Annotated in this window: 27 protein-coding genes; 7 read left to right on the forward strand and 20 right to left on the reverse strand. The window is 34.5% G+C overall.

Annotated elements, in window-relative coordinates:
- Positions 1 to 191 precede the first annotated feature (191 nt).
- Entirely contained in the window at positions 192 to 440 is a 249-nt protein-coding gene (locus JIN86_RS00465) for a hypothetical protein (RefSeq protein WP_004225224.1), read from the reverse strand.
- 193 nt (positions 441 to 633) lie between these two features.
- Here JIN86_RS00465 and JIN86_RS00470 point away from each other — a divergent pair, with 193 nt between their 5' ends.
- Positions 634 to 831: a hypothetical protein gene (locus tag JIN86_RS00470; protein ID WP_202340994.1), complete on the forward strand. Its 198-nt coding sequence runs from the start codon at positions 634 to 636 to the stop codon at positions 829 to 831.
- Between the two features lie 215 nt (positions 832 to 1,046).
- On the opposite strand, the gene JIN86_RS00475 is transcribed toward JIN86_RS00470, so the two are convergent.
- Together JIN86_RS00475 and JIN86_RS00480 are read right to left on the reverse strand one after the other, a co-directional pair.
- On the reverse strand, positions 1,047 to 1,367 hold the full coding sequence (locus JIN86_RS00475; RefSeq protein WP_004225220.1) for a DUF1827 family protein: 321 nt from the start codon (positions 1,365 to 1,367) through the stop codon (positions 1,047 to 1,049).
- A gap of 723 nt (positions 1,368 to 2,090) precedes the next feature.
- Positions 2,091 to 2,480, reverse strand: coding sequence for a VOC family protein (locus JIN86_RS00480; RefSeq protein WP_009370423.1), 390 nt, complete (start codon positions 2,478 to 2,480; stop codon positions 2,091 to 2,093).
- An 845-nt stretch (positions 2,481 to 3,325) separates the two neighbouring features.
- Between JIN86_RS00480 and JIN86_RS23390 the strand changes: the two genes are divergently transcribed.
- On the forward strand, positions 3,326 to 3,490 hold the full coding sequence (locus tag JIN86_RS23390; RefSeq protein WP_066037314.1) for a DUF2197 domain-containing protein: 165 nt from the start codon (positions 3,326 to 3,328) through the stop codon (positions 3,488 to 3,490).
- A gap of 307 nt (positions 3,491 to 3,797) precedes the next feature.
- Here JIN86_RS23390 and JIN86_RS00485 read toward each other — a convergent pair whose 3' ends face one another.
- Positions 3,798 to 4,358 carry a hypothetical protein gene (locus tag JIN86_RS00485; protein WP_202340995.1) on the reverse strand — a complete coding sequence of 187 codons (561 nt, stop codon included), beginning with the start codon at positions 4,356 to 4,358 and terminating at the stop codon, positions 3,798 to 3,800.
- Positions 4,359 to 4,631: 273 nt separating this feature from the next.
- Between JIN86_RS00485 and JIN86_RS00490 the strand changes: the two genes are divergently transcribed.
- Positions 4,632 to 5,573 (forward strand): DMT family transporter, encoded by a 942-nt coding sequence (locus JIN86_RS00490; protein ID WP_202340996.1) that lies wholly within the window; start codon positions 4,632 to 4,634, stop codon positions 5,571 to 5,573.
- A gap of 131 nt (positions 5,574 to 5,704) precedes the next feature.
- Here JIN86_RS00490 and JIN86_RS00495 read toward each other — a convergent pair whose 3' ends face one another.
- The 10 genes from JIN86_RS00495 to JIN86_RS00540 form a co-directional block, all read right to left on the reverse strand.
- A complete protein-coding gene (locus JIN86_RS00495; protein ID WP_202340997.1) occupies positions 5,705 to 6,184 on the reverse strand; it encodes a GNAT family N-acetyltransferase in 480 nt (159 codons plus the stop codon).
- Positions 6,185 to 6,640: 456 nt separating this feature from the next.
- Positions 6,641 to 7,009 (reverse strand): hypothetical protein, encoded by a 369-nt coding sequence (locus tag JIN86_RS00500; RefSeq protein ID WP_004225208.1) that lies wholly within the window; start codon positions 7,007 to 7,009, stop codon positions 6,641 to 6,643.
- 95 nt (positions 7,010 to 7,104) lie between these two features.
- Positions 7,105 to 7,479 carry a DUF6713 family protein gene (locus JIN86_RS00505; RefSeq protein WP_202340998.1) on the reverse strand — a complete coding sequence of 125 codons (375 nt, stop codon included), beginning with the start codon at positions 7,477 to 7,479 and terminating at the stop codon, positions 7,105 to 7,107.
- Positions 7,480 to 7,799: 320 nt separating this feature from the next.
- A complete protein-coding gene (locus JIN86_RS23905; protein WP_370568617.1) occupies positions 7,800 to 7,937 on the reverse strand; it encodes a hypothetical protein in 138 nt (45 codons plus the stop codon).
- A 121-nt stretch (positions 7,938 to 8,058) separates the two neighbouring features.
- On the reverse strand, positions 8,059 to 8,664 hold the full coding sequence (locus JIN86_RS00515; RefSeq protein WP_202340999.1) for an ABC-2 transporter permease: 606 nt from the start codon (positions 8,662 to 8,664) through the stop codon (positions 8,059 to 8,061).
- Positions 8,657 to 9,523, reverse strand: coding sequence for an ABC transporter ATP-binding protein (locus JIN86_RS00520; RefSeq protein WP_004225204.1), 867 nt, complete (start codon positions 9,521 to 9,523; stop codon positions 8,657 to 8,659). Before JIN86_RS00520 ends, JIN86_RS00515 begins: the two co-directional genes overlap by 8 nt.
- Before the next feature lie 5 nt (positions 9,524 to 9,528).
- Positions 9,529 to 9,900: a GntR family transcriptional regulator gene (locus tag JIN86_RS00525; protein WP_202341000.1), complete on the reverse strand. Its 372-nt coding sequence runs from the start codon at positions 9,898 to 9,900 to the stop codon at positions 9,529 to 9,531.
- Positions 9,901 to 9,915: 15 nt separating this feature from the next.
- Complete coding sequence (locus JIN86_RS00530) at positions 9,916 to 10,221, reverse strand: YfzA family protein (protein WP_202341001.1); 306 nt, start codon at positions 10,219 to 10,221, stop codon at positions 9,916 to 9,918.
- 342 nt (positions 10,222 to 10,563) lie between these two features.
- A complete protein-coding gene (locus tag JIN86_RS00535; RefSeq protein WP_036218683.1) occupies positions 10,564 to 11,409 on the reverse strand; it encodes an MBL fold metallo-hydrolase in 846 nt (281 codons plus the stop codon).
- A gap of 102 nt (positions 11,410 to 11,511) precedes the next feature.
- Positions 11,512 to 11,649: a hypothetical protein gene (locus JIN86_RS00540; RefSeq protein ID WP_202341002.1), complete on the reverse strand. Its 138-nt coding sequence runs from the start codon at positions 11,647 to 11,649 to the stop codon at positions 11,512 to 11,514.
- A 270-nt stretch (positions 11,650 to 11,919) separates the two neighbouring features.
- On the opposite strand from JIN86_RS00540, the gene JIN86_RS00545 reads away from it, so the two are divergent.
- The 4 genes from JIN86_RS00545 to JIN86_RS00560 all read left to right on the forward strand — a co-directional run bounded on the left by JIN86_RS00545 (position 11,920) and on the right by JIN86_RS00560 (position 13,739).
- Positions 11,920 to 12,429, forward strand: a complete 510-nt coding sequence (locus tag JIN86_RS00545; protein WP_004225199.1) for a DUF3231 family protein — start codon at positions 11,920 to 11,922, stop codon at positions 12,427 to 12,429.
- Positions 12,430 to 12,574: 145 nt separating this feature from the next.
- Positions 12,575 to 12,697, forward strand: coding sequence for a hypothetical protein (locus JIN86_RS00550; RefSeq protein WP_370568618.1), 123 nt, complete (start codon positions 12,575 to 12,577; stop codon positions 12,695 to 12,697).
- 314 nt (positions 12,698 to 13,011) lie between these two features.
- The gene (locus tag JIN86_RS00555; protein WP_004225198.1) at positions 13,012 to 13,128 is read left to right on the forward strand and encodes a YjcZ family sporulation protein; all 117 of its coding nucleotides are present in this window, start codon (positions 13,012 to 13,014) and stop codon (positions 13,126 to 13,128) included.
- 212 nt (positions 13,129 to 13,340) lie between these two features.
- A complete protein-coding gene (locus JIN86_RS00560) occupies positions 13,341 to 13,739 on the forward strand; it encodes a hypothetical protein (protein ID WP_004225196.1) in 399 nt (132 codons plus the stop codon).
- Between the two features lie 225 nt (positions 13,740 to 13,964).
- Here JIN86_RS00560 and JIN86_RS00565 read toward each other — a convergent pair whose 3' ends face one another.
- The 6 genes from JIN86_RS00565 to JIN86_RS00590 form a co-directional block, all read right to left on the reverse strand.
- Positions 13,965 to 14,165: a cold-shock protein gene (locus tag JIN86_RS00565; RefSeq protein ID WP_004225195.1), complete on the reverse strand. Its 201-nt coding sequence runs from the start codon at positions 14,163 to 14,165 to the stop codon at positions 13,965 to 13,967.
- A 506-nt stretch (positions 14,166 to 14,671) separates the two neighbouring features.
- Positions 14,672 to 15,547: a cation diffusion facilitator family transporter gene (locus JIN86_RS00570; protein ID WP_301281713.1), complete on the reverse strand. Its 876-nt coding sequence runs from the start codon at positions 15,545 to 15,547 to the stop codon at positions 14,672 to 14,674.
- 343 nt (positions 15,548 to 15,890) lie between these two features.
- Positions 15,891 to 16,646 (reverse strand): SDR family oxidoreductase, encoded by a 756-nt coding sequence (locus JIN86_RS00575; RefSeq protein WP_202341004.1) that lies wholly within the window; start codon positions 16,644 to 16,646, stop codon positions 15,891 to 15,893.
- A gap of 159 nt (positions 16,647 to 16,805) precedes the next feature.
- Complete coding sequence (locus JIN86_RS00580) at positions 16,806 to 17,462, reverse strand: hypothetical protein (protein WP_202341005.1); 657 nt, start codon at positions 17,460 to 17,462, stop codon at positions 16,806 to 16,808.
- A 46-nt stretch (positions 17,463 to 17,508) separates the two neighbouring features.
- Positions 17,509 to 17,982, reverse strand: coding sequence for a GNAT family N-acetyltransferase (locus JIN86_RS00585; RefSeq protein WP_004225188.1), 474 nt, complete (start codon positions 17,980 to 17,982; stop codon positions 17,509 to 17,511).
- Between the two features lie 270 nt (positions 17,983 to 18,252).
- Positions 18,253 to 19,728 (reverse strand): methyl-accepting chemotaxis protein, encoded by a 1,476-nt coding sequence (locus tag JIN86_RS00590; protein WP_202341006.1) that lies wholly within the window; start codon positions 19,726 to 19,728, stop codon positions 18,253 to 18,255.
- Positions 19,729 to 19,739 lie beyond the last annotated feature (11 nt).

A 19,739-nucleotide genomic window follows, 5' to 3' on the forward strand; every position in this document is an offset into this window, starting at 1 on the left:
TATATCATATTTATTTTCGGTATTACTTTGATGATAACTGGAGTGGGAAGATTATCTGGTTTCCTTGAATATGATTCAGTTATTCCAAATCAATCTGTTGCACTACTATACATACCTATGGGCGTTTTTGTGATGTTCATTTCTTACTTTGTTAAACCAAAAAAAGAAAAAGGTTAATAGTTTACTATCTTTCAAGCACCTTCCTCATATTGTGTAGTTAGAAACTGTAAACAACCATCCTTGAAATATCTCTTTAATTCTCTTTTCCTAACAACCATTTCTTTATTGTTATTTACTAATCTTACATACTTACTATTCTTTGTTAGCTTGAAAGTATAACTATCGTATGTTTCAACTTTAAAACCTATGGTATAGGTTCTGCGATACTCTAATTTGCTAGGTAGCCAACCCAGCTTATGACGTAACATAAATGGTTTCATAAAACATACTCCTTTATTATCAATTCATATCAATTTACTGACAGCCTATATTGACTTTCGCACTTTTGTACTTCCTCCATCAACATCAAATACTCAAATTGTGCAATAATCAAAACAAACCATATTTTCAAATATTACCTAATCATGTTATTATTTCGTAAGTCATTACCTAAATATCAGGAGTTGTTATAAAATGAAAACACATTCTAGAATTGGACATATCATATTTGTTTTAGGCATCGTATCACTTTCAATCGGATCAGCGAGATTAACAGGTGCCCTAGAATACAATTCATTTATTTCAAATAAATCTATTGCAATACTACTCATTGTGATAGGGGTTTCTGTTATGTTCATTTCATTCTTTGTAAAACCTCTAAAAGTTAAATAACTTTACAGAACAATATCTCTTAGATATTTAACTCCAATTGACCTGTTATTTCTTGTACATGATCATTCCAAGCAATTTGATAATTATTTGCTATCAGAGTTAGCAGGAACAATTTAAAAAGCCTCTAACAGTCGAAGTGATAGTTGCCAACTACGTTTAAAAAAGACTATTAACGATATAACTAGTACTCCTATTATTTTATAAGTGACCTGACTTTACTGAGAAAGTGAATTAATTTTTTTATTACGAATATGAACAACCCCTGTATTACTAACTTTTATATTCACTTCTGTAATGCCTCTTTTTAAAATATGTTCTATTGCATATCTAATCTCCCATTCTTTAACCTGACCAAGATCATTTGAAATACTAGCATGGCTAGATTTCTTATTTTCACTATGAATAATGACTGTCCCTTCACATTCGTATACCTTTACAACACCACCCATAAAACCAGAAGCAATAGTTACAACATCGACTCTTTCTTTTGTTATATCTCGAAATGTTTTAGTTGGAAAATTATATATTTTCGCCATTTTGACCTCTCCTTTTTCAGAACATTCGTTTGTACTTATAATAGAACAAGCGTTTGCTCTTTAGCAAGGAAAAATTTATGAAAATAAAAAAACTTTGTTATTTGATAGTGATTAAATTCTTTCTTCTAAATACTATAAAGCTAAGATTTATATATAACTCGTTAATTTTTTCATGATAAAATATTAAATACAAAAAAATCCGGGCTCAACATTAATTGAGTACCTGGACTTTTTTGTCGTCGGAGTATTGCTTTTGTAGATTAACACTTCTACCTGTACAACTTCTGAACAAAATATCATAAAATCTCGGATAATTTTATTGTTTTGCTTTCATTGTTATAGACTATCTTCTATAAATCTGCAATTTCACGGACTGGTCCGTTGCAAGTAATGCGTCAATTCTTTCATTTTAATAAATCTCTCTAAAACTATTAAAAGTGGGGTACAAATTGAGGTGCGGTTTACACCGAACCTCCCCACCCCTTTGATATCAAGGGGTTTCTATACCTGTCTAACAAAGCGTATCTAAATGTATTTAACTGCAGTACGCGCACTTTTGTACCTCCGTTTGTACAATGCATATTCAGTCGCTATTGAAGCACCACTTTCTTTCCAGTAATCTTGCTGTTTTATTAATACCTCCAGTAGTTTTAGCAGACTGTAGATCAACTCAATAAGGTTTGATTTATTTAGTAAAGTCCCAAGGGCAATGTTCACATTTTTTTAAGAAGCTTCTTTACAAATCATTAGTAAATTGCCATCTAAATCTTTGAACACAAAATAAAAATTGTCCTGAATCTCTGTAACAAGTTCAACATTATTTTCTTTCATAAATTGATAAGAAGCTTCAATATCATCGGTTAAAAGCTGAATTGACGGAACTTGGTAAGTAGAAATATCACCATCTTCTTTTCTCCACTTTGGCATGGAATCTAAAATTAATCCAGCTGTACCTTTCATGGGTACCACGAATAAATGTCCAAAATATTCTTCTCCCCCTTCCAAACCAAGTATTTTTCTGTACCATTCTTTTGCTTTCTCTAGGTTACGAACTGGAACAAATACACCTCCAATTCTGTTTTTTATTGGTGATTTGTAGTCATGGCTAGTCACAAATACATCCTCCTTAATAATTTATTTCTACTTGTGGAACTCTATATTTTTTCTATTTCAACGTGATATTCTACTATTCCTTCTTGCACTAACCCAGATAAGTTGAAGGAACAACACTTTTAGAAATAACTAAATAGAAGCAGCTTAAAATATTGTTTCTCATCTTCAGACGTTCGTTTCAAACGTTCAATTAGAACGTCAAACAGCTTTAATTATTGGTATATTCTAATCCTTTATTTTCTAAACACCTCATTAAAACCAACAATCTTCTTTATTTTTCTCTAAAATTTGATTTATTTTATTATCTGTATTTAATAAAACTTGTTTAATTTGTTTAATCTGATGTTCTCTTTGTATCATCTGCTCATACTTTTCTTGGAATATAACTTTTATAATTTATGATTACTATATGGCATGTCAAGCTTATACTGCTCCTCTAATAGAAAATCAAAAATCTCCTTTAGATATGCTTAGCGTTTATATTGAATCAAATCTTAGATTCATAGATGAAAATCGGCAACATGTTTTCGCTGTCATTGAAATTGTTTCTAATTAAAGAACTGCTGAGGGCAAACTTCGATTTGCGGCGGACCATGATGAGGCTATTTTTCTTCCCATAGAAAACATACTTACTCTAGGAATGCACGCGGGTGTTTTCCGAGAATTCACCAAATTGGCTTCAAGAGTAATGGCGTTAGCGATAAGAAATTCCATTGACGGTTTCACTATTGAATTAATGAGAAATCCCCAGTTAAATGTTGAGGAATATACGAGAGAACTGATTACAATATTCGATAAATCAACTAAAAAGTAATATGTCAGACTTAAGGAGGATAGGTATTGGTATGCATTACTATGAGGTAATTTGTTCTAGTTGTAGAAATAAATTCAGAGTATATGAGGGGTCACTAAGATTCAGACAGTTAAAGGAAAGAACCGATAAGATTTTTCGTTGTGAAGAATGTTATAGTAAAATCCGTATGGATGCCATTAAAAATTTCTTTAGATAGCTCTTTCAGGCGACCTACTAGAGGTTTGAGAAGAATAAAAGGAATGACAAAGTTGAATAAGTATAAAGCCCAGGCTAAAAATCAATTGAGAACCTAGGTAAAGTGGCCGGATTTATCATGTTACTTCATAGAATTTTGCTCTAGTCTTATAGATTTGCTGCTACTACGTATACGATCCTTAATCCTTTGCCTCTTTGGCGAAAATAAAAAGCCATGAGATCCATCAAGAATTAGGAGCAAGTACTTCTTCCCATCTCATGGCACTCATAGCATCTAAAAAGAACACCCATGTTAGGTGCTCTTCCGATCAATTTTTCTTGTTTAAATCATCTGGATAAACTATCGTGTTAATTACATCTCCATTTGATTCATCTTTAAAAATTACTTTGACTTTATAATCCTTTTCATCCACACCATTAAATAATTGATAGTACATACCTGTTAAAGCTAGTCCGAATGAGGCCATTGTGTCAAGACTATTATCAAATTCTTCTTTGTTTACAGATAAAGTGAATTCTGAAAAAGATTTGTCATAGGTTACATCTTTAATAGATTTGAACTCCTCACTTGCTTTAAGCTCATCTACACTTGCTAGAATGCCTTCTTTTAAACCTTTCATCATTTCTTTATGTTCTGTTTCAGACATTTTATAAGTTAAAGAACCATCATCGTTCTTACTGACTTCCTTCATCCCACTGCTTTTTGCCTTTGAAATAACAGAATCAATGTCCTGACCCTCAAAAAATATAGCTGGAATAGTTACTTCTACATCCCCACCATCTTTGCTACCTTTTTCCTGGCCCTCACTACAACCAGAGATCAAAACACCTAGTATTAAAAATAATGGTAGTATCCATTTTCTTGCCATTAAATCTCCTCCTCATACTCCAATATACAGAATTTGAAGAGATTACACTATACTTTATTAACATAAAGCTCTATTTCTTAACCGCTTCTATACATGAAACATCATTTCTTCGTCAATTTTAATGTGCTTAAACTGGTGACGTTCGACATCATTAATAAAATCTATTTCCTACTAAGCGTTCAATGCTTAACTTTATAAAATTCAACACGTACTTTGATATAATCAATCATGCGTTGTTTTACATTTCTTCAACAAAGGTTGTGATGAATTTTTATGTTTGCAGTACTTTTAGCTATAAGTATTGGAGCTATTTTTGCTGTGCAAACAGCCATTAATGCTCAATTAAGAAAGTTTGTGATTTCTCCTTTTTTAGCTTCAATGATTTCCTTCGCTATTGGTGTCATCTTCTTAACTATTACATTAGTAAGTAGTGGTTCATCACTGGGGATTCCATTAGATTTATTGTTGACCCAACCTATCTATATATGGTTGGGGGGAATTGGTGGCGCTATTGCGATAACTACTAACATTCTTCTGTTTCCTAAATTGGGAAGTGTGCAAACGGCCATCCTACCGATCTTTGGAATGACTCTCATGAGTATGTTCATCGATCATAATGGATGGTTTAACTCCACCCAATATTCCTTTGGATGGAATCGAATCTTTGGTATATCGTTAGTCTTAATCGGTGTCTTTGTAGCAACAGCTATACGAAGCAAGAAAAATGACCAATATTCACCTCAAATAAATAAGGAGAGGATGTTGAATCAATGGATTTGGCGAATAGTAGGCATACTAGCAGGAATGTTACTAGCTATCCAAATTGCTGTTAATGGGCAATTAGGTAAAGTTCTTCACTCTTCTTCTCATGCAGCCCTTGTTTCATTCTTTGTTGGTACTATTACCTTGATTATGATTGTTGGGTTAAAGGATCGTTCTTACACAAATATTAAAGAGCCTTTTAAACAATCTGCTCCTTGGTGGATATGGACTGGTGGGATCTTAGGAGGATCTTATGTTCTCATCAATGTGTTTCTTGTCAATCAAATTGGTAATGGCCAAACTGTAGTCCTTGCTTTATTCGGTCAAATCACTGGTAGCCTACTGGTAGAGCAATTCGGTTTGTTTAACTCGATAAAGAATCGTATTCAACCATTACAAATAATTGGTTTAATGGTGATGATAGCTGGTGTATTTTTAATTAGGCTATTTTAAATAATTTCCTTTGTTAACCTTGAACGATGAAACTCTTTTTCAAGAATGGATGCGACATTTCCCCCAAAACATAAAACCAGAGTTCATCTACGAAATGTAGCATAAACTCTGGTAACGATTGTGGTCCATCTTTATTTTATTAATTGCCTCATGATGATTTCTTCGCCGATGCGTCCTATTAGCCTTTCATTCGTATCTTCAAACCCTACTTTTACATATAGTTTCTGTGCTGGTATATTATCTTTGTCTACAACTAAAACAATTTCATCGCAATTAGGAAATTCTGCTTTAACAAACTCAACTAGTAATGTCATTCCTTCTTTTGCGTAGCCCTTCCCTTGTTCCATATGATTAATTGATAATGCAGATAAGAGCATCGCATTTCTATTCGTAGAATATTTTTTAACTCGTTCATTAGAATTTAGGAGAAAGAAACCAACAGGTGTATTTTCACTTAGAATTACAATGCGATGCTGTCCTTCGTTAATTTCCTCAAAATTGCTCGGCAGTGCAGAAAATTGTTGTTGCTCTTCAGTAAGTACAAAATCGTTCAGTTCTTGCATATATTCACTTGAAAAATGCTTTAATTCAACCTTCTTCAATTTTTCCATTACGTAATTCTCCATTCGCTTTTCTATACTTTACCACTTTATTAGCTGGTGGTCATTCATTTATTTGAAATTTCGAAAAACACGTACGTTAGATAAATAAATCACCTAATAAATGCCTAGGCTCAACATTAATTTGAGTATCAAGGCATTGTTGTTACTTATACTTACTCTTGGATATGGTTACAGGGATAGTGGCAACCATTAATATTAACCCTAGATAGAGAGGATATTTTAAACATGCATTCGTTGAATACCCCAATAAATAAGGCATACCTATTAAGGCCATGACTACTCCAATTACAAACAAACCCATTTCAATTTTTCTAATCATATTTTACTCCCATCCCTTACCATTTCTTACTCATTTTCTAACGCTAACCCTATAACCAGAGAGGCTTTATCTGGAGCTTCTTTAAAATAAAAGACACCCCTCAGAAATAAGGAATGTCTAACTTTTTATCTATACACATCTAACAGATTTAACAAATATCTTTCTAATTCATTAATCGCAAACAAAACTTCCTTATGAAGTCTATCCTCGACAACACTATCATCATTAAAGACCTCTAAGTATTTATTCACTTCTATAAAGAATTTTTCATACTCCTGTAAAAACTTATCAATCGTTTGATCACCAGGTGTTACAGATAAATAAATTGTTTTAAATAAATTAAAATCACTATACGCATTACTTAAAAAATAGATAGCCAGTATTCTATCGTTATTAATATACAATTTCACAAAAGATAGATTTTGTTTCAATTTTTTCAATGCATTGATAAGATTGTTCGTTTGCTTCAACATATTTGCCGTATTACTATACATCTGATAATCACCTCCATCTTTATAATAAGCAGAAAACCAACAAATTGGAATAATTTTCTGCAAATTACTAGCTGAAAACTTCGCTTATAATACAATTAAATCGAAATATTAATTAATAATGCTAAATGTATTACCGAAAGGACCCCCATTGGATAAATAATGGATCTTGAAAAGCTATTTTTAAATTCATTTCGAGGATGCCTTTCAAAAAATAAATGCAGGATGGCATGAATGATAAAGAATAAATCAAGGACCCAAAACATGATGGTTTGATACTGACTGAAAAGTAAGGAAAGGATGAATACGTAAAGAAACAGGTGAATAAAAGTGAATACTTTATAAGCCTTTGCATCTTCCATATCTTTAAGTATTATAAACAATCGCCACTCAGAGCGTCTTATTGCATCCATTTCGTGCAAAAGAAATAAAGAAAAGTTAAATAAAAAAAGAATGAGTAATAAATCAGGCATATAAAACCTCCTACAATCTATATACCAAATGTTACTATAAAATCACTAACGAAATACTAAGTAAACACGCCTAAATATGTCGATTTGTAGGACTAAGAAGGCTTTCATTCTTTTTCTTATATTAGTGGTATCTACATTTTTTAATTGCATGCATTTTTTAGTTTAATAAAGGAATTATATTTATTATAGGTTCTTCATATGGATGATTATCAGTTATTACCTTTTTTACTTCATTAATTTTTGCATAAAGACATTTAAATTCCATATTACATTCAGTTCCAAATGGAATTTCTCCTCTTTTTCCGTTAAATGGTACAGCTTTATTTAATGGCCTCCAATATCCTTTTGTAAGTGTAAGAAACAACATGGTCATAATGACCAACTGTTAAAACCCCTAGTTTATGTTCAATCGATTCTTCTGGTAATAAGACTTCAAACTTTACAAATTTTATATCCATTCGACACCTCAAACGTATTATGTTATCGACTCCATCCATCCCTTATATATAGGTTCAAGTGGCACCATTCTAAAATTGGTCACCTTCCTTAAGTAAACCTAGACAACTACACAGCACACAATCAGAAGGCTTTTCGTTGGTAAATAATATGTGTAATGCCCCAAGAAATAATATAGATTAGCATAATGAAAAGTGTCGCCCCTGTATATAAAACTGTAACGGATGTATGATCTACAAAATCAATAATCGTTGATAAGTGTTCATTCATATACAATGCAATCGGTCGTGAAATCCAAGTTAAGAGGATAAAGCTAATAAGTATAACAATTGTAATATAACCCTGTTTAAATATCTGAAATAATGGGAAGGTAAGCGCAGCAAATAGTAAGAATAAGCCACTACCAATGGCAATGTCAGATATCGTAAAATGTTTATTGAAAGCTAGAAGCGCTAGACTTGTAACACCTATGGATAAAATCATATAGACAATCGCTCCAAGATAGCGGGATGCGATAATTTCTGTACGTGTGTATGGTAAGGAGTTTAATAATATATTCGTCTCAACTTTTTCATCGTATGCATACGTGTTAAAGGGAATAAAAATACTGGCGACCAGAAAAATTAAAACGGGTGGGGTCCCCACCAAAATAAAAACTAAGATAAAAGGAATAAAAAGTACTAGCTGCCTTTTCTGTAGTATGACATCGCGTTTAATTAAGTTAAGCATGATGGATGCCTCCTTTAAAGTAATACATGATATCTTCCAGAGAGGCACGTTCAATAATAACTGTGTCTCCAAAAATATTTTTCGCTGCTTTAATATTATCCGTTAACGCTTCAAATCCTGTGGATGCACGATGTACATGAACAAATGCTTTTTCAGTGTCTCTATCAAGTAGATTCAACTCGCCTTTAACGAGGGCATAGTTTTCAGCTACATCGTGAATAGATTGATTAAATACTAATTCCCCTTTCTGTATAAAAGCTATGTAATCTGCGATACGATCTAAATCAGTTGTAATGTGCGTAGAAAAGAAAATAGTGCGATTGCCATCAACCATTAATTCCTGTAATAGGTCTAACAGCTCCCGTCTAAAAATGGGATCTAATCCAGCTGTCGGCTCATCCATAATGATTAGCTCTGCATGATGTGAGAGGGCTATTGCCAATGAAGCCTTCATTTGCATCCCTTTTGAAAATGTTTTGATTGCTTTATTAAGCGGTAGTTCGAATTGTTCTACGTATTGATAAAATAATGTATCGTCCCAGCGCTTGTAAGCAGGTGCAACGATACGTTTTATATCTTTTAAGTTCAACCCTTCAAAAAATATATTGCCATCGTATACAAACCCAATGCGCTGCTTAATCTCCTTCTCATGCGTCTTGTAGTCCAATCCAAAAAGCTTAACTTCTCCAGCATCTGGCCTTAATAGATTCATCATCGTTTTTATCGTTGTGGACTTACCCGCTCCATTCGCTCCAATGAAACCCGTTACAAAGCCTCGCTTTACCTGTAAATTTATATGATTTACGGAAAAGCCTTTGAACCTCTTTGTGACATTCTTTAACTCGACTACATTTTCCATCCCTTTCACTCCTCGTATAAAATCTTCAATAATTCCTTTAGTTCATCAAGAGACAGGCCTATTTCTCTGCTATTCGCAATGACCGCACTTAGCTGTTCCTCAATAACCTTCAGCTTCTTTTCCCGTATAACCTCCAAATTTTGCTCCGCTACAAACGATCCTTTGCCAACAATGGAATAGATAAAGCCCGCCTTCTCCAATTCCTCATAAGCCCGTTTTGTTGTTATTACACTAATTTGTAAATCCTTTGCGAGGTTGCGCATGGATGGTATGACTGTGCCCTCCTGTAGTTCACCTGCTAAAATAAGTGATTTAATTTGATTCGTAATTTGTTCATAAATTGGCTCCTTTGAACTGTTCGAAATAATTATTTGCATGCCAATCCCTCTTCTTTATTTTTTTGAGAATATCGTTGAAAAAATACTCCCTAGTGCTGCAATCAGTATAGCAATAACATGGATTGTGATGAACATATTAAAAAAAGGAAAGGAATAAGGCGTTATCCATTCGGTGAAAAGCCTCGAATCCAAAATCCATCTTCCCATTCTGGCAACTAAATTATTACTATCGTTCATGTTCGGCTCCAGAGCAGTGCCATCGACCGTAATAAAGATCAATTGAACAATTAAAAATATACCAATAGTGATGATCCATCGTTTTAACCGATTACTTTCATCCGCTTTTTCAGTGCCTATCACTTAAACAATTCCCCCCCAAATTCATTATATTGTATATATACTATATAAACATTATATACACAATTAAAAAATTTGTTCAACCACTTTTTTGGGTTTAAAGGAAATTTTACCGTGAAATGAGCTATGGCATTCAAATACATAGAAGGAGCCTGTTTTGATAGCTATTATCAAAACAGGCTCCTATTAACTACTTGGCCATTGATTGTGTCTTGTCATGCAAATATGTTCATTCTGCAGTTGCAATCTGATAATTTATGATATAATGAATCATCTGACTAAATTGGCAAGACAATGGCTGTAGCGTGTGACGACGCTCCGGCTTTTTCTTTGTTTTTTCCTTAATTAATTTAAATATTTACCCTGCTTGGGTAGTGCGATTTGATCAAAATCATCGACAAGTTTTTTTAGATTGCTTGTCAGTTCTTCGCCCTTCATTGGTAATCCGTGCCCTGTGATGGCAACGGAAGGTTTTAGTATGGCTAATTTTTCAATAGATGCTCGAGCAGCCAGCCAATCTGTTGTAAAATATTGAGGGGGACCACTGATTTCTTTTGTCTGTGTAATCACCTTATAAAGAGATTCTTGTTTGACCGTAACAAATGCATCGCCAGCAATAAGCACCTTATCCCTTTCACGGAATAAAGATATATGCCCTGGTGAATGGCCTGGCGTATGAATCCATTGGAAACCTGCCATAAATGGAACACTACCATCAGAAGGTAAAACTTTGAGGTTACCACCTAAATTTATAGCTTCATTTGGAAAAATAGGTGACATTTTAGCAACCAAGCCGTTATTGACCGTTGGATCAGGCTCTGGATAATTTTGTGTTCCAGATAAAAAGGGTATTTCCAATCTATGCGCATAGACAGGAACATCCCACATCTCTATTAATTCTATGATTCCTCCGACATGATCAAAATGACCGTGAGTCAGTATGATTGCCTTCGGTCGAGACTTAGAACCATAACGTTCTTCAACAACTGAAATGATCTCATCCGCACTTTTGGGCATCCCCGCATCTATTAGCACAAAATCTTTCATCTGGGGTTCACCATAAAGTACAATATTTACAATTTGAATCGTGTATTGATATAAATCAGGTAATATGTCTATACCTACACCGCTTCCAACAGAAGTTGCTGGGATAAATTTATAATCTTCCCCGTAATTCAAATTCTTGTCCATTTTAAATCATCTTCTTTCATTAAGTCATTGGAGGTTTAAGCATAAGAATGAAGTTTTATTTATGGAAATGCCACAACTGTAGAGGGTGGCATACTTATCTTCTTACTTCTTTTCTTTTTTATTGAAGGGTTGTTCTTTCTTTTGCTCTTGTTCCTCTTTTACTGCTTCTAATTCTTCAGGATTAAATTCCATTGCTAGTTCTTCTTGCTCTGCTTCACTCTTTTGCTTTTCTTTTGTCAAAACACTCACCTCCAATATGCTTTAAAGTGGCCTTATTAAGAAAATCTATACTTTTCACTTTTTTCAAAGCTATCAAACGTATAAATAACCAAAAAACACCCATTCTATAAGTGCGTAGTGTCTCACTACTTAAAGAGCTGCAGAGATTTCTTTCTCTGTGGCTTCTTTTATTTTTTACATTAAAAATTTTATTAAAAGTGAATTTTACTTGTTTTTTCAGCCATACTAACATAGCTTTAACGGCGAAAAATAAGAAAAGGATGTGTACAGATGGGTATTCTTGGTGGAAATCCAAAAGATGAACCGTTGCATTATGGTGAGGTATTTAGTGTGTGGTCGGGTTTAATTGCAGACTATGGCATGATTTCTGGCTATCAAACATTTTATAATCATGCTGGTGATGAAGATCTTAAAAAAATTATTGAAGATATCATCGAAACATGCAGGGAAGAAGTAAAGCAATTAGAAAAAATTCTAAAAACAAACGGGATTGCACTACCTCCTGCATCACCTGAGAGACCTGTAGCAAGACTTGAAGATATTCCTCCAGGTGCTAAGTTTAATGATCCAGAAATAAGTGCTGCCCTTACTGCTGACCTAGTAGCTGGATTAGTTGCATGTAGTCAGGCAATGGGTACTTCTACTCGTGAAGACATCGCATTAATGTATGGGCAATTCCATATGGCTAAAGCTCAACTTGGTGCAAAACTTTTACGTTTAAACAAAAATAAAGGCTGGCTTGTACCACCACCATTACATGTTAATTATCCTGAAAAATAAACATTCCCTTAATTTAGTACAGTACTCATAGACACGTACGTATAGATGGGATATGTTCTAATCAGAAATTTAGAGACACTTTAGGGGTAGATTAGGGGAAATCTTCTAAGCACAAACTCCAAGTAGAAATGGTGGAGAATTAAATGTGTCCCCTCCACCAGAAGGATTCCCATTACCTGTTATGCCAGAGATGCCAAATGAACACAGTCCTGGCCTGAAAGATAAAATATTTTTAGCTGTAGCGTTTGTCGACGCTGCAGCTTTTTGAATGTATAAATAGACTATAATTGTATCGCGCACTTTAACACACTTCATAGGCTGTGACGTTGGTTGACCGTTATAGTCTTATTTTTATTTTAAAGGCAATAAACTATGCACAATGAGTTAACTTTTCATATTAATAGTAGTGTTAAGCTAATCTAGTTTAACTTGTACCTCCCGAATTGTTACTTAGGGTCACTTTCAGCCGAGTGACCCTTCAATATTCATTCATTTATTTAAATCTCGTTTTAAATTAGATTATTTGGCTTGAAGCTTTCTATACTTTACATATTCTAGCTTCTCGAAAGGAGGGACTTTCATATGGGATATGAAGTTTACGGTTCAAACTATGGCAAGCATGATAATTTATCATTCGCTCTAATTGTTGTCCTCTTTATTCTTTTAATTATTGCTGGCGCTACTTTCTTATATCATTAATATTTACCTTCTAATATCCTCAAATATTCATGCTAGGATCAAAGGGTCGTCTCCCACCTTGGTGACCCTTTTTTACTACTTACTTTGTAGCATAGAAGCATATAGCAAGCTTGCATATCAAGTTTGTTACTCACACAGTGTACTAATCTAACAAACAGTTCATAGAATATATCAAGCATAATTAGGGCTAAAAATAACAAAGGAGAATGCCTATGAGCATTGATTTTATTACACTTGCCCCAACAGTCATGCAGGTGTTTAAAGCAGGAGATGCAAATCCAAAAAAAGTAAAGCGTATTGTTTATGGACAAGCTACCTCTGATGCAAATGGAATAGCCACATTATATTTTACAGACAATGCATTAGCTAATGGCAATCCTCTCTTATCTACTATTGACTATGCAGTGGCAAGTGTATACTCGACAAATTCAACGATAAACTTAAGACCGAGAGTTCAAATGAGAGAGAAGAATATTAGTGGGAAATATGTCTCTGCTAATATTACAAATATTAGTGGTGTGACAGTATTAGGAATTAGTGTATTAGGATCAGAAAATCCAGTAAGTGGCGTTATTGTAGATTTTATGGTTTTAGGTAGTTTTGATTTGTAGACAGGTCATACTGAACAAACTCCCTCCTGTTGCTTTTACATCCTTTATTAGATGGTAGACCTTTCTTGGTAAAACCTCACATCCTCACTTCTTTCGTCGAGATAGGCAAGTAACAAATTATTTTGATGTGAAATGTAATGAGAAAAAAAATAAAGACAAAGTCGAAAAAATCGACTTTGTCTACTGAAAACACTCTATTTAAGAATGTTTTTCTTCATTTAAAAATTAAAGTTTAACGATGTTAGCAGCTTGTGGTCCACGTTGACCTTCTTCAACTGTGAATTCAACTTTTTGACCTTCTTCAAGTGATTTGAAACCTTCACCTTGGATAGCTGAGAAGTGAGCGAATACGTCTTGTCCGCCTTCTACTTCGATGAAACCAAAACCTTTTTCTGCGTTAAACCATTTTACTGTACCTTGTGTCATTTAAATGACCTCCAATAATGTTATTAAATAAAATCATACAACTTCCAAAGAAAAAAATTCACATATTACAAAAAGTAACTAACAAAACACGATTACTCTTTGTAATATGTGAATTTATTATTTCTTTAAGAAAGATTCTATTACATACAGTATATGATAAAAAATCGTATTAGTCCAGTGTAAAGTGAAATTTTTTATCAATGAAAGGCTAAAACTTGCATATACCACCTATTTAAAGGGGTAAAATTAGTCATTTCACCGCCATTAAGTAGCTACAAATTATTTATTGAGGAGTTGGATGTTACACCAATCGCCTACATTACATTGGCCTTCATTATTCCTGCTCACAGCTAACATCGTGCCGTCAGCCTTTAGCCCAACAGTATGATAACCCGCAGCTAGAGTAGCTAGAGGCAATTGTTTTTGTATTTCAATAGCAATATTCCTTACCTTATTAATCCGTATATTTTTTGAAGCTGACTATTACATTTTAGGACATAATTGCCTTATGCTTCCTTAGGCTCTACATGGACATGCACTTCATAAACCCCTTGCTCTTCCACCATATTTTTTTCAACAACCGAAGCAACATCATGTGCTTTCGTGATATCTAGCTTTGCATCTACAAGTATAACGACATCAATTACCTCATTATTACCATAATTTCTTCCTCTAATTTCTTTCAATCCTTTAACGCCATCTATTTTTAAAATAATCTCTTTGTATGTTTGAAGAATTTTCTCATCAAACCCATCCGATAGTTCATGAGAAGCTTCCTTAAAAATCTCCCAAGCTGTTTTACAAATGATGAAACCTACAACGATCGCAGTTACTGTATCTAACCAAGGCATATGTAGTTGTGACCCTAAAATTCCTACAGCGGTTCCAATACTTACCCAAGCATCTGACAAATTATCTTTAGCTGCAGCCATAACCGCTTTACTATTGACTTTTTCAGCCAATTGTTTGTTGTAACGATAAACAAAATACATCACCAATGCTGATCCTACCCCTACATAGGCTGCAACCATATCCGGCGACTCTTTTCCACCCTGAAAAATGGAAGAAAAACCACCGACCAATACTTGAATACCAACGGCCATCATAATAAATGAAGCGACCATTGATGCAATGGTTTCACTTTTCCAATGACCATAGCGATGATCATGATCTGCGGGTTTTTGTGAAAGCTTTAGTCCAATAAGTACTGCAATAGAGGCAATAATATCTGTCGTATTATTCAATCCATCCGCTTTTAAAGCTTCTGAACCACTCAAGTAACCAATGCCAACTTTTATGATGGATAAAATTATATATGCAATAATACTGATGATGGCACCACGTTCACCTAATTTAAGATTATTATATCTTTCTGCTTCCAATTCACTTACCTCCCACTTACGTACATTATGATCATAACAACTCAACATCGAGTGGGTCTACAGCAACCTTTTTGCCTTTCTATACATAAGTAGGAGGAATATAAAAGTGTTGATGAGGGGAAAAAATAAAGCCCCTAGGAAGAAACTCAGATACTGGTTCAAAGCCTAGAAATTATTATACTAACCGAATAAAATAGTAGTGTATCTGTTCTTTAAGATTTTTTCCTCCAACGAACACACCTAACAAACCTTGGTCATTTCCATTTTCGGGAGTGACCCTTTTTACGTACTTATAAGCACGTAAAAAACCTTGCCACAACTGTAGCAAGGCTTTTCATCTCAATTATCCTCGTAGAAACCCGCCCTCTGAGTGGATTATTTGTCCAGTTATCCATGTAGCCTCCTCGCTAGCAAGAAAGCTAATCACCTTGGCCACATCCACTGGTGTCCCAATCCGCCCCATTGGAAATTTTGGTAACAGATAACCCCTAATCTCATCATTCATCCATGTAGAATCTGTTGGCCCTGGATTGACAGCATTGACGGTAATGCCCAGTGGTGCTAGCTCCTGTGCTAATGATCTAGTAAAGGCGGAAATTGCCCCTTTCGTTGCTACATAGGCTAACTCTCCCCTCATAGGACCTAAATCTTGACCAGATGTCATATTAATGATTCTCCCTGAATTTAAATTAGCTTTTTCAAAAAGACGTGCAAATTCCACACAAAGTAGTAAGGTAGACCTCATATTCACCGCGTAATGTTCGTCTAATGTTTGAGCATCTAACGCTAAATAACCATCTTGTGCTGAATGGGCAGCATTATTTACTAAAATAGAAGGTACACCTAGTTTTTCGAAAACCGTTTGGAGTATCGTTTTTGGAGCTTGGGAATCTGCTAAATCAATTGACAATTCTTCACATGAAACACCCTTACTCAAAATCTCCTGCTTGAATTCTCCTATCCACTTACGATCAGCATGCCAGTGTGTGAAAAAAACATTGACACCATCCGTAGCCAATCTTCTACAAATAGCTGTTCCAATATCTTGAGGGTGGCTTGCACCTGTAATGATTGCTATTTTACGTTTTGTTTTATTCATTTCTTTTTACCCCCATGCTTTTTGATGGTTATTGAGATTATTAATAAAAAAAGAGCATCACCATAATGGTTTGCTCGTTTTTAGAAATCAAAACCCTTACACTGCACATCCTTTGAAAATGACCACCATACCTAGCCAAACAAAATTCGTGTTAATTTTCTAATCTAAAACTTTAATCTGATTTTGAACTTCAATAGAAAAGGCTTCTACATCAAATTGATGCTGCATTATCGTATCTTTTGCTAACTGTTGAGCCTTCTTTTTAGCCTTGTCATTTTTCTCTTGTGTTAAATTAATTCTTACTTGAATTTTCTCAGACGTCATACTATGGTCAATGCTGAAAGTGCCAAAATTTTGTGCAAACATTGCCTCAAACAGATTGGCCATGACATCATTATAACTTAGCCGAGTTGAGATCGCTTCTGCTGGCTCATAGAGTTGCTTTAATGTTATTTGAAAAGAGATGGGGTTTAATTCATTAGCTGTGATAACGTCCAGCATTGTTTCTTCTATATGTTGCTTTGTCTTGTGATCGACCTTGTCGGGTAATGACACAAGGAGCTCTATTTTTCCATTAGGTAAAATTCCATAATCTAATAGAAAGCTATAGGATTCTTTGCGCAATGTATAAGAAATCTCACTAATTAAAAATTGATATTGCTGAATATAACGCAATAATTCATCATTACTAGGTTGTGACATAGAAACATTGGTTTTTTCTGCATATTGAATAGGTGCATTTGCAAAAAAGAAAAATGCACCACAAACAATGCTTAAAAGTAGAAACCATAACGTAAATAACCTTTTAATTAACATGTATAGCCCCCTTATTCGGGACTATATGCCAATTATCTAAAGTAAATTACGGTAGAATTTTATAAAACAACACACGATCTTGATTTTCACCACCATAATTACTATGAATGGACATATTATCAATCACCTTGTCACCCTTTTCCATTCTAAAACCGAGATTCTTGTGGAAGGCGATGGACACTTCGTTAATAGGCGACGTAACACATTTCACAATATTTCGATGGTATTGCTTCACCACATGAAAGAATACATCATATAATCTTTTTGCAATATTCTGTTTTCTGTAATCAGGATGGACCCCAACAAAATGGATAAACGCTTCATTTGTTTTGGACTGCGATAAAAAGCCAATGAGGAAGCCGATAATTTCGCCATCCTTCTCCATAATCAGGCTCGTATTTGTAAAGTGATCAAAAAATAATTTAGGAAGCTTATCTGACATATTCCTACCGCCCCACCACTCATTAATCAATGGAGATAAAGTATAGTAATCTGAACTCTGTACACTACGAATGTTCATGGAATCCCTCCTCCTTTTCAAGTCATACAACAGATTTATAGTCTGAATATATCTACAGCTATTATATAAATGGTGACAATCACCACAGCAAACACACTACAAATGCATATTTAAGTTATTGTGCTGCGGCTCATACAAACTCAAAAACAATCACCATAACCAGATATGGATAAAACAATGTAGATGAATGCTATCTATATACCCTCCATCTAGGATGGTTAATCCTACTCTTATTTTACCCTACCATTTATTTCAATATCAATGGTTCTATTATACCTTTGCCATGACTAATGACTTTAACGTGTTACTTAAAGCCTGAATATGATTTGTTGTATCCGTCATGCTTACTAGAAGCTGGTTTTCGTCCTCCACTGAATGTAAAATAGCTCCAGTAGAAGTTGCATTTTGCTCCGTCATGTGATTCAGTTTTTCAATTTGCTTTTGGATTACCTCGAATTGTGAGATGGCACTGCTTAATTCATGCATCCCTCTTGTTAAATCTGTATTCGTTTCCGTAAAAGAATCCTTTAAACTATTAAAGAAATGACTGACATCCTGTAAAAGCTGTTCTCCATGCTGGAGTGCCTTTTCACCGTCATCAGAACGTTTATGGGCCTCTGTTGATTTTTCAAACAAGGTTTTTGTTACATTGGTAATGCTGACGGTAATAGCAGCGCTTTCTTCTGCTAGCTTACGCACTTCATCTGCTACAATCGCAAATCCTTTTCCGTGTTCTCCCGCTCTAGCCGCTTCTATTGCCGCATTTAAGGCCAATAGATTAGTCTGCTCTGCAATATGGGTAATCCCCTTTAATAAACTATCCACCGTTTGTAGGCTGTGTTGTAGCTCGTTAACAGTTTCCGCAGTTGAGCCCATCGCATGACTCATGACGTTCATTTGAGTCATTGCTTCCTGCATTTTATCCCATCCTGCTAATACTTCTTGTTGTAGCTCAGTAGATTTAACGACCGTATCCTTCGAAATTGTCAATGTTTTATTGACAAAATGAACCGAGTCACCCATTGTGCCGTGAATCATTTGTAAACTGGATGCCTCCTGCTGAATACTTGCAGAGATATCCTCTGTTGCTACTAAAATTTGCTTACTAGAGCCAGAGATCCTTTGCATTGTTTGTTGGAATTGCGTGACATGCTTGTCCAATGCCTGACTGCTCTTTTCGATTTCCTGAAATGTATTTTGTAGTTGATTGAAGGATGCTTGCACTTCATTTTGCTGGATTTCTGCATGTTGAATCAATTCATTCCCCCATTTTGCCAGCAAATAAAAAGCTATAATGACCCCATTCATGATTGCCAGAAGTGTCACAAAGACAATGGTGTCATCAAATGGTCCTAACAATGATGACGAGTTGACCATATATAAAATGAAAAAACTAAGATTAGTTAAAATCCCAAAGAAAACAATCAATTCTTTTTTAAAATACAGGGCAATAATAGCCACTGTGCACAGTAAAATATAATGTTTATTTAATGAAAAGCTATCAAGCAAAAATAAGGTAAACACAACACTTGATGGAATGAGGCCAAAAATAAAGCCTTTGACATACGTTTTTATAGGTAAAAAATAATTACATACCGCCAAGGCAATAACAGCTAACCCAATAAATAAAAAATGGATGCCCTTTGATAGAATCATAGGTCCACATATTAGAATGGCCAAAATTGAGATAATAGCCAAATTTACACGATGAACTTTTCGTGTATCATAACGAATTTTATGCTCCATTACTATCCCCC

Source organism: Lysinibacillus sp. HST-98 (assembly GCF_016757845.1).
Lineage (GTDB): Bacteria > Bacillota > Bacilli > Bacillales_A > Planococcaceae > Lysinibacillus > Lysinibacillus capsici.

What these genes read in the sequence shown, in the direction of transcription:
- JIN86_RS00465 (WP_004225224.1), bottom strand. Translation starts at nt 440, where the DNA reads ATGAAACCATTTATGTTACGTCATAAGCTGGGTTGGCTACCTAGCAAA.
- JIN86_RS00470 (WP_202340994.1), top strand. Translation starts at nt 634, where the DNA reads ATGAAAACACATTCTAGAATTGGACATATCATATTTGTTTTAGGCATC.
- JIN86_RS00475 (WP_004225220.1), bottom strand. Translation starts at nt 1,367, where the DNA reads ATGGCGAAAATATATAATTTTCCAACTAAAACATTTCGAGATATAACA.
- JIN86_RS23390 (WP_066037314.1), top strand. Translation starts at nt 3,326, where the DNA reads ATGCATTACTATGAGGTAATTTGTTCTAGTTGTAGAAATAAATTCAGA.
- JIN86_RS00485 (WP_202340995.1), bottom strand. Translation starts at nt 4,358, where the DNA reads ATGGCAAGAAAATGGATACTACCATTATTTTTAATACTAGGTGTTTTG.
- JIN86_RS00490 (WP_202340996.1), top strand. Translation starts at nt 4,632, where the DNA reads ATGTTTGCAGTACTTTTAGCTATAAGTATTGGAGCTATTTTTGCTGTG.
- JIN86_RS00495 (WP_202340997.1), bottom strand. Translation starts at nt 6,184, where the DNA reads ATGGAAAAATTGAAGAAGGTTGAATTAAAGCATTTTTCAAGTGAATAT.
- JIN86_RS00500 (WP_004225208.1), bottom strand. Translation starts at nt 7,009, where the DNA reads ATGTATAGTAATACGGCAAATATGTTGAAGCAAACGAACAATCTTATC.
- JIN86_RS00505 (WP_202340998.1), bottom strand. Translation starts at nt 7,479, where the DNA reads ATGCCTGATTTATTACTCATTCTTTTTTTATTTAACTTTTCTTTATTT.
- JIN86_RS23905 (WP_370568617.1), bottom strand. Translation starts at nt 7,937, where the DNA reads ATGGATATAAAATTTGTAAAGTTTGAAGTCTTATTACCAGAAGAATCG.
- JIN86_RS00515 (WP_202340999.1), bottom strand. Translation starts at nt 8,664, where the DNA reads ATGCTTAACTTAATTAAACGCGATGTCATACTACAGAAAAGGCAGCTA.
- JIN86_RS00520 (WP_004225204.1), bottom strand. Translation starts at nt 9,523, where the DNA reads ATGGAAAATGTAGTCGAGTTAAAGAATGTCACAAAGAGGTTCAAAGGC.
- JIN86_RS00525 (WP_202341000.1), bottom strand. Translation starts at nt 9,900, where the DNA reads ATGCAAATAATTATTTCGAACAGTTCAAAGGAGCCAATTTATGAACAA.
- JIN86_RS00535 (WP_036218683.1), bottom strand. Translation starts at nt 11,409, where the DNA reads ATGGACAAGAATTTGAATTACGGGGAAGATTATAAATTTATCCCAGCA.
- JIN86_RS00545 (WP_004225199.1), top strand. Translation starts at nt 11,920, where the DNA reads ATGGGTATTCTTGGTGGAAATCCAAAAGATGAACCGTTGCATTATGGT.
- JIN86_RS00555 (WP_004225198.1), top strand. Translation starts at nt 13,012, where the DNA reads ATGGGATATGAAGTTTACGGTTCAAACTATGGCAAGCATGATAATTTA.
- JIN86_RS00560 (WP_004225196.1), top strand. Translation starts at nt 13,341, where the DNA reads ATGAGCATTGATTTTATTACACTTGCCCCAACAGTCATGCAGGTGTTT.
- JIN86_RS00565 (WP_004225195.1), bottom strand. Translation starts at nt 14,165, where the DNA reads ATGACACAAGGTACAGTAAAATGGTTTAACGCAGAAAAAGGTTTTGGT.
- JIN86_RS00575 (WP_202341004.1), bottom strand. Translation starts at nt 16,646, where the DNA reads ATGAATAAAACAAAACGTAAAATAGCAATCATTACAGGTGCAAGCCAC.
- JIN86_RS00580 (WP_202341005.1), bottom strand. Translation starts at nt 17,462, where the DNA reads ATGTTAATTAAAAGGTTATTTACGTTATGGTTTCTACTTTTAAGCATT.
- JIN86_RS00585 (WP_004225188.1), bottom strand. Translation starts at nt 17,982, where the DNA reads ATGAACATTCGTAGTGTACAGAGTTCAGATTACTATACTTTATCTCCA.
- JIN86_RS00590 (WP_202341006.1), bottom strand. Translation starts at nt 19,728, where the DNA reads ATGGAGCATAAAATTCGTTATGATACACGAAAAGTTCATCGTGTAAAT.